The sequence below is a fragment of the Pantoea ananatis PA13 genome, from assembly GCF_000233595.1.
In the GTDB taxonomy this organism is placed as follows: Bacteria; Pseudomonadota; Gammaproteobacteria; order Enterobacterales; family Enterobacteriaceae; genus Pantoea; species Pantoea ananatis.
In genome coordinates, this window is the sequence record NC_017554.1 from 474292 (window position 1) to 492419 (window position 18128).

General features: G+C 51.9%; 14 protein-coding genes, 3 tRNA genes and 4 rRNA genes. 13 read left to right on the plus strand and 8 right to left on the minus strand.

Translation table 11 applies throughout. From position 1 onward, the window contains the following. Positions 1-110: 110 nt before the first annotated feature. The 6 genes from dprA to PAGR_RS02315 are packed head-to-tail and all read left to right on the plus strand — an operon-like array spanning position 111 to position 3906. On the plus strand, positions 111-1235 hold the full coding sequence (gene dprA / locus PAGR_RS02290; protein WP_014594751.1) for a DNA-protecting protein DprA: 1125 nt from the start codon (positions 111-113) through the stop codon (positions 1233-1235). Next, positions 1207-1680, plus strand: coding sequence for a DUF494 family protein Smg (gene smg, locus PAGR_RS02295; RefSeq protein WP_013027451.1), 474 nt, complete (start codon positions 1207-1209; stop codon positions 1678-1680). Before dprA ends, smg begins: the two co-directional genes overlap by 29 nt. A 22-nt stretch (positions 1681-1702) precedes the next feature. Further along, on the plus strand, positions 1703-2248 hold the full coding sequence (locus PAGR_RS02300; RefSeq protein ID WP_014594750.1) for a DNA topoisomerase family protein: 546 nt from the start codon (positions 1703-1705) through the stop codon (positions 2246-2248). Positions 2249-2257: 9 nt separating this feature from the next. Next, a complete protein-coding gene (gene tsaC / locus PAGR_RS02305; RefSeq protein ID WP_014594749.1) occupies positions 2258-2830 on the plus strand; it encodes an L-threonylcarbamoyladenylate synthase type 1 TsaC in 573 nt (190 codons plus the stop codon). A 3-nt stretch (positions 2831-2833) separates the two neighbouring features. Further along, on the plus strand, positions 2834-3652 hold the full coding sequence (gene aroE / locus PAGR_RS02310; RefSeq protein WP_014604877.1) for a shikimate dehydrogenase: 819 nt from the start codon (positions 2834-2836) through the stop codon (positions 3650-3652). Beyond that, on the plus strand, positions 3649-3906 hold the full coding sequence (locus PAGR_RS02315; protein WP_014604878.1) for a DUF1488 family protein: 258 nt from the start codon (positions 3649-3651) through the stop codon (positions 3904-3906). Before aroE ends, PAGR_RS02315 begins: the two co-directional genes overlap by 4 nt. On the opposite strand, the gene PAGR_RS02320 is transcribed toward PAGR_RS02315, so the two are convergent. After that, positions 3861-4427, minus strand: coding sequence for a gamma carbonic anhydrase family protein (locus tag PAGR_RS02320; protein WP_014604879.1), 567 nt, complete (start codon positions 4425-4427; stop codon positions 3861-3863). The genes PAGR_RS02315 and PAGR_RS02320 overlap by 46 nt on opposite strands. Positions 4428-4919: 492 nt before the next feature. Here PAGR_RS02320 and PAGR_RS02325 point away from each other — a divergent pair. From PAGR_RS02325 to rrf (PAGR_RS02355), 7 genes are all read left to right on the plus strand, one after another. Further along, a 16S ribosomal RNA gene (locus PAGR_RS02325) occupies positions 4920-6461 on the plus strand. 73 nt (positions 6462-6534) lie between these two features. Beyond that, positions 6535-6611, plus strand: a tRNA-Ile gene (locus PAGR_RS02330). Between the two features lie 148 nt (positions 6612-6759). Further along, a tRNA-Ala gene (locus PAGR_RS02335) sits at positions 6760-6835 on the plus strand. Positions 6836-7070: 235 nt separating this feature from the next. After that, a 23S ribosomal RNA gene (locus PAGR_RS02340) occupies positions 7071-9977 on the plus strand. Between the two features lie 103 nt (positions 9978-10080). Further along, positions 10081-10196, plus strand: a 5S ribosomal RNA gene (gene rrf, locus PAGR_RS02345). 55 nt (positions 10197-10251) lie between these two features. Beyond that, positions 10252-10327 (plus strand) — tRNA-Thr (locus PAGR_RS02350). 37 nt (positions 10328-10364) lie between these two features. Continuing rightward, positions 10365-10480, plus strand: a 5S ribosomal RNA gene (gene rrf, locus PAGR_RS02355). Together the 16S, 23S and 5S rRNA genes with 3 tRNA genes alongside form the textbook arrangement of a ribosomal RNA operon. Positions 10481-10832: 352 nt before the next feature. On the opposite strand, the gene PAGR_RS02360 is transcribed toward rrf (PAGR_RS02355), so the two are convergent. From PAGR_RS02360 to prmA, 7 genes are all read right to left on the minus strand, one after another. Beyond that, entirely contained in the window at positions 10833-11591 is a 759-nt protein-coding gene (locus PAGR_RS02360; protein ID WP_013027445.1) for an amino acid ABC transporter ATP-binding protein, read from the minus strand. A gap of 7 nt (positions 11592-11598) precedes the next feature. Next, positions 11599-12699: an amino acid ABC transporter permease gene (locus PAGR_RS02365; RefSeq protein WP_013027444.1), complete on the minus strand. Its 1101-nt coding sequence runs from the start codon at positions 12697-12699 to the stop codon at positions 11599-11601. Between the two features lie 15 nt (positions 12700-12714). Then, positions 12715-13893 carry an amino acid ABC transporter permease gene (locus PAGR_RS02370; RefSeq protein ID WP_013027443.1) on the minus strand — a complete coding sequence of 393 codons (1179 nt, stop codon included), beginning with the start codon at positions 13891-13893 and terminating at the stop codon, positions 12715-12717. 70 nt (positions 13894-13963) lie between these two features. Next, a complete protein-coding gene (locus PAGR_RS02375) occupies positions 13964-14989 on the minus strand; it encodes an amino acid ABC transporter substrate-binding protein (RefSeq protein WP_014604880.1) in 1026 nt (341 codons plus the stop codon). A gap of 544 nt (positions 14990-15533) precedes the next feature. Further along, positions 15534-15830, minus strand: a complete 297-nt coding sequence (gene fis / locus PAGR_RS02380) for a DNA-binding transcriptional regulator Fis (protein ID WP_003855228.1) — start codon at positions 15828-15830, stop codon at positions 15534-15536. Positions 15831-15853: 23 nt separating this feature from the next. Continuing rightward, positions 15854-16819, minus strand: coding sequence for a tRNA dihydrouridine synthase DusB (gene dusB / locus PAGR_RS02385; RefSeq protein WP_014604881.1), 966 nt, complete (start codon positions 16817-16819; stop codon positions 15854-15856). A gap of 411 nt (positions 16820-17230) precedes the next feature. Next, positions 17231-18115: a 50S ribosomal protein L11 methyltransferase gene (prmA, locus tag PAGR_RS02390; protein ID WP_014604882.1), complete on the minus strand. Its 885-nt coding sequence runs from the start codon at positions 18113-18115 to the stop codon at positions 17231-17233. Between the last annotated feature and the right edge of the window lie 13 nt (positions 18116-18128).

The window sequence follows — 18128 nt, forward strand, 5'->3', positions numbered from 1 at the left end:
CAGATATAAATTCTAAAAGGGAAAGATTACTTCCTCATATTGTAGACTTTTTACTACCCGATTGACAGCATTCTGCGGAGGGACGCGATGCTTGTCAGAGGGCTTTGAAGATGAGAAAACGGGAGCAATTACTGCGGCTGGGCACTATACCGGGCTTAACCGGCAGGCGTTGGTTAAAGGCGGCACAGCAACTGTCTGAAGGCAAAGATGTTGACGATGTGTTGACCCAGAATGGATTAGAGGTTTCACAGCGCCACCATTACCATCATCTCTCCCCGGGTTGGCTGAAAACGGTAAACAAGTGGCTGTCGCAAAGCCCGTTACATCATTTGATTACCGCCCTTGATCCGCTTTATCCCGCTCAGCTCACTGAAATCAGCTGTTTTCCTCCTTTGCTGTATGTAAAGGGCGATCCTTCCGTTCTGGGTACATCGCAGCTGGCGGTGGTGGGCAGCCGCCAGTGCTCTCACTCCGGTCGTTACTGGTGTGACGTGTTCACACAGGCGTTGTCGCTCAGTGGCTTCACCATCACCAGCGGCCTGGCTCTCGGTATTGATGGTGTTGCACATCGTGCTGCGCTGAACGTGAGGGGGAAAACCGTTGCGGTACTGGGCAGCGGACTGGCCCACCTCTATCCCAGGAGGCATGTTGCGCTGGCTCAGGAAATTGTCGAGCAGGGGGGCGCGGTGATATCCGAGTTTCCGCTTGATGCACTTCCTCTGGCACACCGGTTTCCACGCAGAAACCGGATTATCAGCGGATTAAGCCAGGGCGTGTTAGTCATTGAAGCGTCATTAAAGAGTGGTTCATTAGTCACAGCCCGTTACGCATTAGAGCAAAATCGCGCTGTTTATGCCTTGCCTGGAGCATTGGGCAACAGCGGCAGTGAGGGAACAAACTGGTTGATTCAGCAGGGAGCAATGCTGGTGGCACATCCTAATAACATCATTGAAGATTTACGCGCTATGCTTAACTGGTTACCTGTTACACAATCAGACGAAATTTATTCTGATGCCAGTGACGATGCTCCATTGCCATTTGCCGAGCTGTTGGCTAACGTAGGTGATGAGGTTACACCTGTTGACGTTGTCGCTGAACGTGCCGGCCAACCTGTGCCAGTTATTACAGCTCAGTTGCTGGAACTGGAGTTAGCAGGATGGATCGCAGCTGTACCCGGCGGCTATGTCCGATTGAGGAGGGCATGCCATGTTCGACGTACTCATGTACTTGTTTGAGACCTATATCCACAACGAAGCAGAAATGGGTGTTGATCAGGACAGATTGACAGATGACTTGACGGATGCCGGTTTTCATCGCGAAGACATTTATAACGCGTTGAACTGGTTAGAAAAATTGGCAGACTACCAGGAAGGTCTGGTCGCACCAATTTTACTGGCAAATGATCCGCTCTCCATGCGCATCTATACAGATGAAGAGAGCAAGCGTTTAGATGCCGAAAGCCGCGGTTTCCTGCTCTTCCTGGAACAAATTCAGGTATTGAGCCTTGAAACACGAGAAATGGTCATTGAACGTGTCATGGCGCTTGATACTCTTGATTTCGATCTTGAGGATCTTAAATGGGTGGTGTTGATGGTGCTTTTTAACATCCCTGGATGTGAAAATGCCTACCAACAAATGGAAGAACTGTTATTCGACGTCAACGAAGGTATGCTGCATTAAATTTCACTGATGCATTATCGTTATGAGTAAAACCGCACTCTTCACTGTGCGTAAACAGGATCCCTGCCCCGCTTGCGGGGCAGAACTTGTTATACGTTCAGGAAAACACGGTCCTTTTTTGGGCTGTGCAAACTACCCTGCCTGCGATTACATTCGGCCCCTGGGCAACCAGGCCGACGGGCATGTTGTGAAAGTTCTGGAAGGTCACGCCTGCCCGCAATGTGGCGCAGATAAAGTATTACGCCAGGGCCGTTTTGGTATGTTCATTGGCTGTAGCCATTATCCAGAATGTGATTACACAGAAACGATCGATAAACCTGATGAGACGACTCTCGATTGCCCGCAGTGTCAGCAGGGTAAACTGGTACAGCGGCGATCGCGTTTTGGTAAAACGTTTCATTCCTGTGATCGCTATCCAGCCTGCCAGTTTGCCGTCAACCTGACACCCGTGGCCGGGCGTTGTCCGCATTGTGAATTTCCACTTTTAGTTGAAAAAAAGACCACGCAAGGCACCCGGCTTTTTTGCGCCAGTAAACGTTGTGGCAAAGCTATCATTGAAGAGACGTAAGACATCATCATGCAAAATCAACCAGTTTCCGGCTCACTCCAGGATTGTGTGAACCATCTGAAGCAACATGCAGTCATTGCTTACCCTACAGAAGCGGTATTCGGCCTGGGCTGCGATCCTGATAATGAATCCGCCGTCATGGCGCTGTTGGCGTTGAAACGGCGGCCCGTGGAAAAAGGATTGATTCTGATAGCGGCTGATTATGGCCAGCTCATGCCCTACGTTTCCGATCACGTGTTAACGGCGATGCAGCGTGAACGTATGTTTGCCTGCTGGCCCGGCCCGGTCACCTTTGTCGTGCCTGCGGCACCGCATACGCCGCGTTGGTTAACCGGACAATTCGATTCTCTGGCTATTCGCGTCAGCGATCATCCTGACGTTCAGGCGTTGTGCCGGGCGTTTGGCAAGCCTCTGGTGTCAACCAGTGCGAATCTTTCAGGGCAGCCGCCCTGTCGCACAGTAGATGAAGTCAAACGGCAGTTTGGTCCGGCGTTCCCCGTGCTCAACGGGAACACGGGAGGCAGGTTAAATCCTTCCGAGATCCGCGACGTCATCAGCGGCAACCAGATACGGCAGGGTTAGCAGATGATACATTTTGCCGTTTTTGGTCACCCAATAAGCCACAGTAAGTCGCCGCAAATCCATCAGGCTTTTGCCAGACAAACGGGGATCACCCTTCAATATGATCGTATTGAAGCGCCTGTGGATAGTTTCCCCGAGGCGGTTACGACGTTTTTTGCCCAAGGCGGAGCGGGCGCAAATATCACGTTACCTTTCAAGCAGCAGGCCTGGGAATATGCCGATCAACTGACCGAGCGGGCTTCTACCTCGGGGGCGGTTAACACGTTGAAAAAGTGCCCGGACGGACAGATTCTTGGCGACAATACGGACGGCATTGGTTTAGTCAGCGATCTTCAGCGTCTGTCGATGATCAAACCAGGCGATCGTGTCTTACTGATGGGGGCTGGTGGGGCAGCGCGTGGCGTGATCCTGCCTCTGCTTTCTCTGGGAACGACGATTACGCTAGTCAACCGCACGGCTGCGAGTGCCCAAAGCATGGCAAAGGCGTTCGGACAGTATGGGGCGGTGAGTGCATGTTCATTTAATGCGCTGAGTGGTAAACAATTTGATTTACTGATTAACGCGACATCGAGTGGCATTAATGGCGATGTGCCGCCATTACCCTCATCATTAATCCATGCTGATTTACACTGCTATGACATGTTTTATCAGAACGGATTAACCGCTTTTCTGCGCTGGTGCCAACAACAGGGTTCATCGCATCTTGCGGATGGATTAGGCATGCTGGTGGGGCAAGCCGCGCATGCATTTCATTTATGGCATGGCATCATGCCGGAAATTGCGCCGGTGATCGCGTCATTGAAAGCGGAGCTGTCGTCGTGAATCAGGCTATCCAGTTTCCAGATCGTGAAACGCTGGATACGACATTAATGGCTGTCTGTTTCCCTGTTTTGGTCAATGGCATGGGGCTAACCTGTGCCATCAGTGTGACGGCTTTACACCAACAATTCGGGGAAGGGGATGCGATGGCACTGTTTCGTGACCATCGCTGGGATTTGGAAGATCAGGCGGAAGACTGTATCCGTAACGATCAGGTCGATAATGAAGGATGGATCTGGCTGTCGCCGGCCAGGTAGTCGTTCTTCCAACTGACATAGTTGCTGGCAGAGTAGAGCAATCCTGCTATTTCTTTTTCATTCAGCGGTCGGATCTGTTTGACCGGACTGCCTACATAAAGATAACCACTTTCCAGCCGCTTACCGGGAGGAACCAGGCTCCCGGCACCAATCAGAACGTCATCCTCAACAATCACGCCATCCAGCACAATTGACCCCATTCCAACCAGTACGCGATTGCCAATAGTACAACCGTGCAGCATGGCTTTATGTCCGACAGTAACATCCTCACCGATCACCAGTGGGAAACCTGCAGGATTAGCATCAGACTTATGGGTAACATGCAGCACGCTACCATCCTGAATATTGGTGCGGGCGCCGATGCGAACCTGGTTCACATCACCACGAATAGCCACCAGAGGCCAGATACCGACATCGTCTTCCATGATTACGTCACCCGCCACAACGCTGGTGGGATCAACCATGACGCGCAGACCCAACTGCGGGAAGAGATGTTTATAAGGACGTAACGCTACAGTCATTGTGCTCTCCTTTACTGTGTTTACCGGCAGCCTGATGCGATTGTGACCAACTGGCAAGGGGATTTTGCGCCGGATCGTTGGTGATCTAATCAATATGAATGTTTTCTCGGCAGTCAGTAAAAAGATCCAAAAAAAGGGTTGTGCAATTAAATCGGATCCCTATAATGCGCCTCCATCGACACGGCACAACGGCTTACGGAATGCGGTGTTGAGAGGTTCAGGCAACTGAGCCGCCAGAGAAAAACTTCTGAAAAAGAGGTTGACTCTGAAGGAGGAAAGCGTAATATACGCCACCTCGCGACAGACGGTTAACCCGCTGTTCGCACTGCTCTTTAACAATTTATCAGACAATCTGTGTGGGCACTCGCAGGATTGATATCAGCGTCTCCGGACGTAAAAAATATCAAAGCCTCACGAGTGAACACATAATGAAATTCATTATGACGTTTTACAGATGAGCACCGCTGAACTGGTTTCAGCAAATCAAACTTTAAATTGAAGAGTTTGATCATGGCTCAGATTGAACGCTGGCGGCAGGCCTAACACATGCAAGTCGGACGGTAGCACAGAGGAGCTTGCTCCTCGGGTGACGAGTGGCGGACGGGTGAGTAATGTCTGGGGATCTGCCCGATAGAGGGGGATAACCACTGGAAACGGTGGCTAATACCGCATAACGTCGCAAGACCAAAGAGGGGGACCTTCGGGCCTCTCACTATCGGATGAACCCAGATGGGATTAGCTAGTAGGCGGGGTAACGGCCCACCTAGGCGACGATCCCTAGCTGGTCTGAGAGGATGACCAGCCACACTGGAACTGAGACACGGTCCAGACTCCTACGGGAGGCAGCAGTGGGGAATATTGCACAATGGGCGCAAGCCTGATGCAGCCATGCCGCGTGTATGAAGAAGGCCTTCGGGTTGTAAAGTACTTTCAGCGGGGAGGAAGGCGATGTGGTTAATAACCGCGTCGATTGACGTTACCCGCAGAAGAAGCACCGGCTAACTCCGTGCCAGCAGCCGCGGTAATACGGAGGGTGCAAGCGTTAATCGGAATTACTGGGCGTAAAGCGCACGCAGGCGGTCTGTTAAGTCAGATGTGAAATCCCCGGGCTTAACCTGGGAACTGCATTTGAAACTGGCAGGCTTGAGTCTCGTAGAGGGGGGTAGAATTCCAGGTGTAGCGGTGAAATGCGTAGAGATCTGGAGGAATACCGGTGGCGAAGGCGGCCCCCTGGACGAAGACTGACGCTCAGGTGCGAAAGCGTGGGGAGCAAACAGGATTAGATACCCTGGTAGTCCACGCCGTAAACGATGTCGACTTGGAGGTTGTTCCCTTGAGGAGTGGCTTCCGGAGCTAACGCGTTAAGTCGACCGCCTGGGGAGTACGGCCGCAAGGTTAAAACTCAAATGAATTGACGGGGGCCCGCACAAGCGGTGGAGCATGTGGTTTAATTCGATGCAACGCGAAGAACCTTACCTACTCTTGACATCCACGGAATTTGGCAGAGATGCCTTAGTGCCTTCGGGAACCGTGAGACAGGTGCTGCATGGCTGTCGTCAGCTCGTGTTGTGAAATGTTGGGTTAAGTCCCGCAACGAGCGCAACCCTTATCCTTTGTTGCCAGCGATTCGGTCGGGAACTCAAAGGAGACTGCCGGTGATAAACCGGAGGAAGGTGGGGATGACGTCAAGTCATCATGGCCCTTACGAGTAGGGCTACACACGTGCTACAATGGCGCATACAAAGAGAAGCGACCTCGCGAGAGCAAGCGGACCTCATAAAGTGCGTCGTAGTCCGGATCGGAGTCTGCAACTCGACTCCGTGAAGTCGGAATCGCTAGTAATCGTGGATCAGAATGCCACGGTGAATACGTTCCCGGGCCTTGTACACACCGCCCGTCACACCATGGGAGTGGGTTGCAAAAGAAGTAGGTAGCTTAACCTTCGGGAGGGCGCTTACCACTTTGTGATTCATGACTGGGGTGAAGTCGTAACAAGGTAACCGTAGGGGAACCTGCGGTTGGATCACCTCCTTACCTGAAGATACTTTCCCGCGAAGTGCTCACACAGATTGTCTGATAGAAAGTCACGAGCAGAAAAAACCTCTACAGGCTTGTAGCTCAGGTGGTTAGAGCGCACCCCTGATAAGGGTGAGGTCGGTGGTTCAAGTCCACTCAGGCCTACCAAATTTCTTCTTATGCTGCGTTATGCGCGCGGTCGTTTACAGACGTAAACGTCCCTTCCGCATGCCTTGCCTGAGACGAAATGGCATCCTTCTTGATGAAGGATGTTTACTCGGTTGAGTGGTAGTAGTGGTCTCTGCAGTAACTGTATGGGGCTATAGCTCAGCTGGGAGAGCGCCTGCCTTGCACGCAGGAGGTCAGCGGTTCGATCCCGCTTAGCTCCACCATACTCACTACTGTATTTTTTCTGAAAATACTTCAGAGCGTACCGGCAACGGTGTGCTGCGAAGTATTCTGCTCTTTAACAATCCGGAACAAGCTGAAAATTTGAAACGACGCATTGTCGTGTTCCTCCGTAATAAGGAACACAGTACAACGCGTTCGAGTCTCTCAAAAGCTTACAGCTTACAAGCTAACTGTGAAGCCGTTACGGTAAAACAGATAAACGCCTGTGGGTTGTGAGGTTAAGCGACTAAGCGTACACGGTGGATGCCCTGGCAGTCAGAGGCGATGAAGGGCGTGCTAATCTGCGATAAGCGCCGGTAAGGTGATATGAACCGCTACAACCGGCGATACCCGAATGGGGAAACCCAGTGTGTTCCGACACACTATCATGCAGTGAATACATAGCTGTATGAGGCGAACCGGGGGAACTGAAACATCTAAGTACCCCGAGGAAAAGAAATCAACCGAGATTCCCCCAGTAGCGGCGAGCGAACGGGGAGGAGCCCAGAACCATCACCAGCTTGTGCATCAGTGGAAGCGTCTGGAAAGTCGCAGGGTACAGGGTGATACTCCCGTACACAAAGGTGCACAGGCTGTGAGTTCGATGAGTAAGGCGGGACACGTGGTATCCTGTCTGAATATGGGGGGACCATCCTCCAAGGCTAAATACTCCTGACTGACCGATAGTGAACCAGTACCGTGAGGGAAAGGCGAAAAGAACCCCGGCGAGGGGAGTGAAACAGAACCTGAAACCGTGTACGTACAAGCAGTGGGAGCCTTCTTTATGGGGGTGACTGCGTACCTTTTGTATAATGGGTCAGCGACTTATATTCTGTAGCAAGGTTAACCGTATAGGGGAGCCGCAGGGAAACCGAGTCTTAACTGGGCGTTAAGTTGCAGGGTATAGACCCGAAACCCGGTGATCTAGCCATGGGCAGGTTGAAGGTTGGGTAACACTAACTGGAGGACCGAACCGACTAATGTTGAAAAATTAGCGGATGACCTGTGGCTGGGGGTGAAAGGCCAATCAAACCGGGAGATAGCTGGTTCTCCCCGAAAGCTATTTAGGTAGCGCCTCGTGAACTCATCTCCGGGGGTAGAGCACTGTTTCGGCTAGGGGGCCATCCCGGCTTACCAACCCGATGCAAACTGCGAATACCGGAGAATGTTATCACGGGAGACACACGGCGGGTGCTAACGTCCGTCGTGAAGAGGGAAACAACCCAGACCGCCAGCTAAGGTCCCAAAGTCATGGTTAAGTGGGAAACGATGTGGGAAGGCCCAGACAGCCAGGATGTTGGCTTAGAAGCAGCCATCATTTAAAGAAAGCGTAATAGCTCACTGGTCGAGTCGGCCTGCGCGGAAGATGTAACGGGGCTAAACCATGCACCGAAGCTGCGGCAGCGACACTATGTGTTGTTGGGTAGGGGAGCGTTCTGTAAGCCGTCGAAGGTGTGCTGTGAGGCATGCTGGAGGTATCAGAAGTGCGAATGCTGACATAAGTAACGATAAACAAGGTGAAAAACCTTGTCGCCGGAAGACCAAGGGTTCCTGTTCAACGTTAATCGGAGCAGGGTGAGTCGACCCCTAAGGCGAGGCCGAAAGGCGTAGTCGATGGGAAACAGGTTAATATTCCTGTACTTGGTGTTACTGCGAAGGGGGGACGGAGAAGGCTATATCAGCCGGGCGACGGTTGTCCCGGTTTAAGCGTGTAGGTGTGTGTTCCAGGCAAATCCGGTTCACTTTACACTGAGGCGTGACGACGAGGCACTACGGTGCTGAAGTGATAAATGCCCTGCTTCCAGGAAAAGCCTCTAAGCATCAGGTAACACAAAATCGTACCCCAAACCGACACAGGTGGTCAGGTAGAGAATACCAAGGCGCTTGAGAGAACTCGGGTGAAGGAACTAGGCAAAATGGTGCTGTAACTTCGGGAGAAGGCACGCTGGCGCGTAGGTGAAGGGACTTGCTCCCGGAGCTGAAGCCAGTCGAAGATACCAGCTGGCTGCAACTGTTTATTAAAAACACAGCACTGTGCAAACACGAAAGTGGACGTATACGGTGTGACGCCTGCCCGGTGCCGGAAGGTTAATTGATGGGGTTATCCGCAAGGAGAAGCTCTTGATCGAAGCCCCGGTAAACGGCGGCCGTAACTATAACGGTCCTAAGGTAGCGAAATTCCTTGTCGGGTAAGTTCCGACCTGCACGAATGGCGTAATGATGGCCAGGCTGTCTCCACCCGAGACTCAGTGAAATTGAAATCGCTGTGAAGATGCAGTGTACCCGCGGCAAGACGGAAAGACCCCGTGAACCTTTACTACAGCTTGACACTGAACACTGAGCCTTGATGTGTAGGATAGGTGGGAGGCTTTGAAGCGTGGACGCCAGTCTGCGTGGAGCCGGCCTTGAAATACCACCCTTTAATGTTTGGTGTTCTAACGTAGGCCCGTAATCCGGGCTGCGGACAGTGTCTGGTGGGTAGTTTGACTGGGGCGGTCTCCTCCCAAAGCGTAACGGAGGAGCACGAAGGTTGGCTAATCCTGGTCGGACATCAGGAGGTTAGTGCAATGGCATAAGCCAGCTTGACTGCGAGAGTGACGGCTCGAGCAGGTGCGAAAGCAGGTCATAGTGATCCGGTGGTTCTGAATGGAAGGGCCATCGCTCAACGGATAAAAGGTACTCCGGGGATAACAGGCTGATACCGCCCAAGAGTTCATATCGACGGCGGTGTTTGGCACCTCGATGTCGGCTCATCACATCCTGGGGCTGAAGTAGGTCCCAAGGGTACGGCTGTTCGCCGTTTAAAGTGGTACGCGAGCTGGGTTTAGAACGTCGTGAGACAGTTCGGTCCCTATCTGCCGTGGGCGCTGGAGAATTGAGGGGGGTTGCTCCTAGTACGAGAGGACCGGAGTGAACGCACCGCTGGTGTCCGGGTTGTCACGCCAGTGGCACTGCCCGGTAGCTAAGTGCGGAAAAGATAAGTGCTGAAAGCATCTAAGCACGAAACTTGCCCCGAGATGAGTTCTCCCTGAGCCTTTAAGGCTCCTGAAGGGACGTTGAAGACGACGACGTTGATAGGCCGGGTGTGTAAGCGCAGCGATGCGTTGAGCTTACCGGTACTAATGACCCGTGAGGCTTAACCTTACAACGCCAGAGGCGTTTTGGTTGAGAGACGATTTAAATTTTCAGCATTGTTTACCGGATAAAACCGTGCGGCCTGCGAGGGCGGTGCGGGAAACAGAATTTGCCTGGCGGCTGTAGCGCGGTGGTCCCACCTGACCCCATGCCGAACTCAGAAGTGAAACGCCGTAGCGCCGATGGTAGTGTGGGGTCTCCCCATGCGAGAGTAGGGAACTGCCAGGCATCAAATTGAAAGACCCGAGCATCAGCATAACAGTGCCGGGAGTACCTGTTGCGTGCTGATATGGCTCAGTTGGTAGAGCGCACCCTTGGTAAGGGTGAGGTCCCCAGTTCGACTCTGGGTATCAGCACCAGTTATATATGGCTAGAGTTCGGCAAATAAAGAATTTGCCTGGCGGCTGTAGCGCGGTGGTCCCACCTGACCCCATGCCGAACTCAGAAGTGAAACGCCGTAGCGCCGATGGTAGTGTGGGGTCTCCCCATGCGAGAGTAGGGAACTGCCAGGCATCAAACAGAAAAGCCCCGTACGAAAGTGCGGGGCTTTTTTACGTCTGCAACGCGGTAAAAAGCCAATACTGAGCCGATTATGGCGCGCGGAAGGCCCCCTTTGGGCACTGAAAACTTTCGAATGCTCCTTTCCATATCAATAAAACGCCGGCTAAAAACCGGGCAACTGAGCTCAAACAGGGTTGTTAGCGTAATGAAACGCGATTATAAGCAATGCTGGCAGCTGAGGCATTGTGCAACCACAGTTAACGCAGTGCGATTATTCGCGTAGCAGAAGAATATTATGCTGAGCGTCATGGGGGGAAACCGCACCTCCGTCGTAGACGAAGATGCGGGGAGAGATAAGAGGGGTTAGTGGATAACCTGGGACAGGAAAGCGCGGGTACGCTCTGACCGAGGATTAGCAAAAAACTCCTGCGGAGGAGCGACTTCCACGATCTCACCGCGATCCATAAAGATCACTCTGTCGGCTACCGTACGGGCAAAGCCCATTTCGTGCGTCACACAAAGCATTGTCATACCATCTTCGGCCAGTCCAATCATCGTATCGAGCACTTCCTTCACCATCTCTGGATCCAGAGCAGAGGTCGGCTCATCAAACAGCATGATTTTAGGCTTCATGCATAGCGAACGTGCGATAGCTACGCGCTGCTGCTGTCCCCCAGAAAGCTGGCCGGGAAACTTATGCGCATGTTCCTCAATACGAACACGCTTGAGGTAGTGCATAGCAAGCTCTTCGGCTTCCTTTTTGGCAATTTTACGCACCCACATGGGCGCCAGCGTGCAGTTCTGCAAAACGGTAAGATGAGGGAAAAGGTTAAAATGTTGAAACACCATACCGACCTCGGTACGGACCCGCTCAATGTTGCGCACATCATCATTCAAATGAATACCATCAACCACAATACGGCCCTTCTGGTGTTCTTCAAGATGGTTGATGCAGCGAATTGTGGTGGATTTGCCTGAACCTGATGGTCCACACAAGACGATACGTTCCTGGGGTTTAACCTGAAGATTAATATCTTTCAGCACATGGAATTGCCCGTACCACTTGTTCACATTTTCCAGCGAAATCATCGCATTGGTTGAATCAGTTATTATTTGTGTCATAGAAACCTCAGTGCGATTTGCGCCCGGTGTGAAAACGTTTTTCCAGATACTGGCTGTAACGTGACATGCTAAAACAGAAAATCCAGTAGACCAGCGCGGCAAAGACATAGCCTTCAGTAGACATGCCTAGCCAGGCGGGATCGACGGTAGCCTGCTGCACGCTACTAAACAGATCGAATAAACCAATAATGATGACCAGGCTGGTATCTTTGAATAACGCGATAATGGTATTCACCAGTCCTGGAATAGTCAGCTTTAAGGCCTGCGGAAGGATGACCAGCATTTGCGTCTTCCAGTATCCCAGAGCCAGCGATTCAGCAGCTTCATACTGCCCCTTAGGCAAGGCTTGCAGTCCACCACGTACCACCTCTGCCACATAAGCCGACTGGAACAAGATCACGCCAACCAGTGCACGCACCAGTTTGTCGATGGTCGTTCCTTCTGCCATAAACAACGGCAACATGACCGAAGACATAAACAGCACGGTTATCAGCGGCACGCCGCGCCAGAACTCAATAAAAATCACTGACAGCGTTCGCACCACTGGCATCCGGGAGCGTCGTCCCAGCGCCAGTAAAATCCCCAGCGGTAAGGCGCCAGCGATACCAACGGATGCAATGATCAGCGTCAGTGTAAGCCCACCCCATTGACGGGTTTCCACCCGGTCCAGCCCTAAGAAACCGCCATATAACAGAAACCAGACAACAAGGGGATAGCATACTGCCCATGCGGCAATGTAGCGTCCACGATAAGGCAGCCGTTTAATAAACATCGGCACAATGGATGCCAGCCCAATGACCAGCGCCAGGTTGATGCGCCAGCGCAGTTCATGTGGATAAAGCCCATACATAAACTGGCCAAAGCGGGCATGAATAAAGACCCAACATGCCCCCTCTTTCGTACAGTCTGCGCGTGTTGTGCCGAACCAGTTTGCATCGAAGATCAGCCAGTTCAGAGCAGGTGGAATCACATGCCAGATAAGCCAGATGCAAAGCAGCGTCAGACAGGTATTAAACCACCCTGAAAACAGATTTTTGCGCGCCCACAGCCAGGCCCGGCTCAGCGGTGATGAGGCTATCTGCGGTGTTTCGTGTGTAGTGACAGACATAGTTATCCCGTTCTCTTAACGCTCAACCAGCGCGATTTTGCGGTTGTAGAAGTTCATCAACATTGAAATCAGCAGGCTGATAATCAGATAGACGCTCATGGTGATAGCAATGGTTTCGATGGCCTGGCCGGTCTGATTCAGGACCGTTCCGGCAAACAACGACACCATATCGGGATAGCCAATTGCCGCAGCCAGAGAAGAGTTCTTCACAATATTCAGATACTGGCTGGTAAGGGGAGGAATGATCACGCGCATCGCCTGAGGGATAATAACCTGACGCAAGGTGACCGGATTGGGTAATCCCAGCGAGCGGGCCGCCTCATGCTGCCCATAGGGCACAGCCTGAATACCTGATCGAATGACTTCCGCAATAAACGAGGAGGTATAAATCGACAGCGCCAGCGTCAGTGCCGCCAGCTCAGGAATCATGACGAAACCGCCCCTAAAGTTAAAGCCGCGTAACTCAGGAATGTCCCAATGCATGGCTGCGCCAAAGCCCAGATGTGCAATGAAGGGAAAGAGTAACAACATCAAAATGGCGACAGGCCAGGTGCGACGAAATTGACCGGTTTTAAGCTGATGCTGACGGTTGAAGCGGAACAGGGCATAACTCGCGACAACAGCCAAAACGAGGGCAATAACAAATGGCCAGCTTCCCGGTGCATAGGTCGGCCAGGGCACATACAGGCCACGGTTGCTGACGAAGGCCAGATCGAAAGCATTGAGCGCCTGACGGGGGCCGGGCAGGTTACGTAATACCGCAAAATACCAAAAGAAGATCTGGAGTAAGGGAGGAATATTGCGGAAAGTTTCAATATAGATATTGGCGATTTTACGCAGTAACCAGTTATCTGACAGGCGTGCCAGCCCGATAAAAAAACCCAGAACAGATGCAAAAACAATACAGAGTGCCGAAACCAGTAACGTATTGGTCAGCCCGACCAGAAAGACGCGTGCGTAGGTGTCACCCTCAGTGTAGTCAATAAGATGCTGAACAATGCCGAAACCAGCATTGCGCTCCAGAAAACCAAACCCGGAAGTAATACCGCGATTAGCGAGATTGATAACGGTGTTGTGGATAAGGTAGCCCACCACAGCAACTACAATAATGATCGCAACTATCTGGTAAAGCCAGGCTCGAACCGTGGGATTACCGAACGAAAAATCCCTTTTCACGGTTGGGCGTTGTGACATGTTTAAACCTCAATAACAAAAGCTTTGCTGGGGCACCGTAGAAAACGGTGCCCGACGGGTTGAGGCGCGATTAACGTACCGGTGGCGCGTACTGAATACCGCCCTGATTCCAGAGTGCATTCTGGCCACGAGCGATTTTTAACGGACTGTCTTTACCGACGTTGCGATCAAAACTTTCCTGATAGTTACCTACCTGTTTAATGATGTTGTAAGCCCATTTGTTATCCAGCTTCAAATCTTTGCCGAAATCACCTTCAGCGCCCAGCAGGTGAGCCATATCAGGTGTTGCCGGTTTAGCCGTCATTTCATCAACGTTTTTGGAGTTGATACCCATCTCTTCAGCGTTCAGCATGGCGAAAAGCGACCACTTAACAATGGTGAACCAGTCATCATCACCGCGACGTACAAGCGGCCCCAGTGGTTCTTTAGAAATCACTTCAGGCAGGACGATAAAGTCGTCTGGTTTACCTAATTTAATGCGCAGGGCGTACAGCTGAGACTGGTCAGAGGCCAGCGTGTCGCAACGGCCGCTGTCCAGTGCCTTAGCGGATTCATCAGAGCGATCGAAGGTGACCGGCGTGTACTGCATTTTGTTGGCTTTAAAGAAGTCAGCGACGTTCAGCTCGGTATCGGTGCCCGCCTGAATACAGACGGTCGCACCGTCGAGTTCTTTCGCGCTCTTGAGACCCGCTTTCTTGTGGGTCAGGAAGCCAATGCCGTCGTAGTAGTTGACGCCGGTAAACATGAAGCCCATGCCGCCGTCACGTGATGAGGTCCAGGTGGTATTGCGAGAAAGCACGTCGACTTCGCCGGACTGCAGCGCGGTAAAACGCTCTTTTGCCGTCAGCGGGGTGTACTTCACTTTTGTGGCGTCGCCAAATACGGCAGCCGCGGCAGCACGACAGATATCCACATCAAGGCCGGTAAATTTGCCACTGGCATCCGCATAAGAGAACCCTGGCAGGCCATCGCTGATCCCACACTGAATGAAGCCTTTCTTTTTAATCGCATCGAGTGTAGGGCCTGCGTGGGCCTGCTGAGCAACGGCAAGCAGAGAAGCCGCAGCAACCAGAGTAGAGAGCATCATCTTTTTCATAAAGCATCCTGTGTGGCATGTCATGTTGTGTTGTTATGTATTGCGCACTTTATTGTGCGTCCTGTCTGTGGCGAACGGCCCCCCACGACTTTGCAAAGCCAGTGCCAGGTTTGCAGAATCCTGAAGTCACCTGAAAGATCGGGTAATAATCTGAATTATCTGGAAGGCTGCGTTAATATGACGCACCAAAAGGAAGCATTTCGAGTCGTAGGGATCACATTTAGTGCAAAATGTTTCACTATTTAGCAACATTGTGAGCAGCGTTGCATGTGCTGACTGCAAGCAGGGTGCTCGTTGCGAAAAAAGTAAAGCAGGCTCACACAAGGCCGCTATAGCGGGGCTGAGAGGCTGGAAACGGGAAAAAACAGGGATGGAAATGAGGACGATGTGAAAAAGGCAGCCCGTTAAAAATCACGCTGGCGACTGCAACTACAGTTACCATATTTGACGCAACTGTTTCACAAATTTTAAAACAATTTGTGTGTCAGGGCACAAATAAAAACGCCAGCCCTGAGGCTGGCGAGATTAACGGCCTGAACCTGAATCAGTTCATGCCGTATTTTTTCAGTTTCTTACGCAGCGTACCGCGGTTGATACCCATCATCAGGGCAGCACGGGTCTGGTTGCCACGGGTATACTGCATCACCATGTCCAACAGAGGCTGCTCGACTTCAGCCAAAACCAGCTCATACAGGTCACTAACATCCTGACCATTCAGTTGAGCAAAATAGTTCTTCAGTGCCTGTTTAACCGAATCACGCAAAGGTTTTTGAGTTACCTGATCCTGTGAGTTAACGGTAGAAACGGTCAGTACGTCAGAATTTACGCGTTGTTCGAACATAGTTCTTTCAGCTCTTTATTTCGTTACGCAAGATTTTCGAAGTATGCCTCCAACGCCTCCAGCTGTTCGCTGGCATCCTCAATGGCGTTGAATGTGCGCCGAAACTGGTCATTTGGGGCATGTTCCTGGAGATACCAGGAGACGTGCTTTCGCGCTATACGGTATCCCTTGCCTGAACCGTAAAAGTCGTGCAGCTCACGTATATGCGAAACAAGCAAACGCTTGACCTCTGCCAGTGGCAGCGGGGCAAGCAGCTCCCCAGTGTCCAGATAATGCTGGATTTCCCGGAAGATCCACGGTCTTCCCTGAGCAGCACGTCCTATCATCAGAGCATCGGCTCCGGTGTAGTCGAGCACTGCTCTGGCTTTATGCGGGTCAGTTATGTCTCCATTCGCGATAATCGGAATAGAAACACTCTGCTTAACTGTCCGAATACTGTCGTATTCAGCGTCTCCGTTGAACAGGCAGGCACGAGTGCGGCCATGTATCGTCAAAGCCTGAATGCCACAGCGTTCAGCCAATTGGGCAATCGCGACACAGTTTCTGTTTTCTGGATCCCATCCGGTACGGATTTTCAGCGTTACCGGGACATCAACAGCATTTACCACGGCAGAGAGAATTGACTCTACTACTGAGGGATACTGCAGTAAGGCGGAGCCCGCCATTTTGCGGTTCACCTTTTTCGCCGGGCAACCCATATTAATATCAATAACCTGTGCACCAGCATCAACATTAATACGTGCAGCCTGGGCCATCTCACTGGGATCACAGCCTGCAATCTGGACGGCACGAATGCCGGGTTCATCACTGTGCACCATGCGTAAACGAGATTTGTCACTGGCCCAGACTTCGGGGTTCGATGACAACATCTCAGAAACCGCCATTCCTGCACCCATCTCGTGACAAAGCGTTCTGAAAGGCCTGTCGGTAATACCGGCCATCGGCGCTGCAATCAGTCGATTTCTCAGCTGGAGGTTTCCAATGCGCATGAAGTCGTAATGCCATACTGTGTCTGCAAGGCGGCGTATATTACGCATTTTTTTATGAAGATGAAAGGCCAAACTTTGAACAATTCACAAGAAAACCGCTTTTATCCTGCCCGGACCCTGTTGATAAGGATAAATAACAAGATAAATCAGTAGATTAAGTGTTTGTGTTTATTTTGTGAACAAAGGTTTTTCCGACGAAGATTCGGTATTCACCAGATAAAAAACGTCACATACCGTGATTAACGATACAAGCAGCGGTTTTATCAACCACAAAGACTGCGCCACAGGAGGGTTTAGCCTCAGCCGATTGCAATCGCGGCTCTGGGTGAAACACTGAACGGACAGTAACGAATGTTTAACAGCCCTACCGATCCGCCAGGGCTGCTGTTGGTAGCTGCAATGCCTGAAAGGCTAAGCGGTTTTAACGCCTGTAATACGACACCACTCTTCCTTGACTGCAACGGGATCGAGCGCAAAATGCGTCCTGTAAGCTTCACAGACGCTTTCAGCCTGGCTCTCCAGTACGCCTGACAAACCAAGATGCCCGCCAGATTTAGGCAGGACACCAATAAGCGGTGCCAGCTCGCGGAGCGGCCCGGCCAGGATATTCGCGACCACGACATCAGCCTGCAGGTTTTCCGGCTGCTGATGCGGCAGATACAGGGATAAACGATCGGCCACCCCATTGCGCTCGGCGTTGTCGCGGCTGGCCTGGATCGCCTGGGGATCAATATCAATACCAATAGCCTGCGCCGCCCCAAGTTTAAGCGCCGCAATTGCCAGGATCCCTGAACCGCAGCCAAAATCGATCACGGTTTTACCCGCGAGATCCAGGCCGTCGAGCCACGTCAGGCACAGTGAAGTGGTGGGGTGCGTGCCGGTTCCGAACGCCAGGCCGGGATCGAGCATCACATTGACGGCATCGGGGTCGGGTACATCGCGCCAGCTTGGACAGATCCACAAACGCTCACCGAACCGCATAGGATGGAAGTTTTCCATCCATTCACGTTCCCAGTCTTTGTCTTCGATCTGCTCGATCTTGTGACGGAAATTCTCGCCGAGCAGCGGATGTTGAGACAGTTCCGCAATCACGCCATCCATGTCGCTTTCAGCGTCGAACAATCCGATAACGTCGGTATCACCCCATAAACGCGTTTCACCCGGCATAGGTTCATATACCGGCGTATCGTTTGTGTCCTGAAAGGTCACAGACACGGCACCGACTTCCATTAGCGCGTCGCTCAGTCCTTCCGCGTTTGCGCCAGAACTGTTAATTTTGATTTGAATCCAAGGCATAACGTCTCTCTTA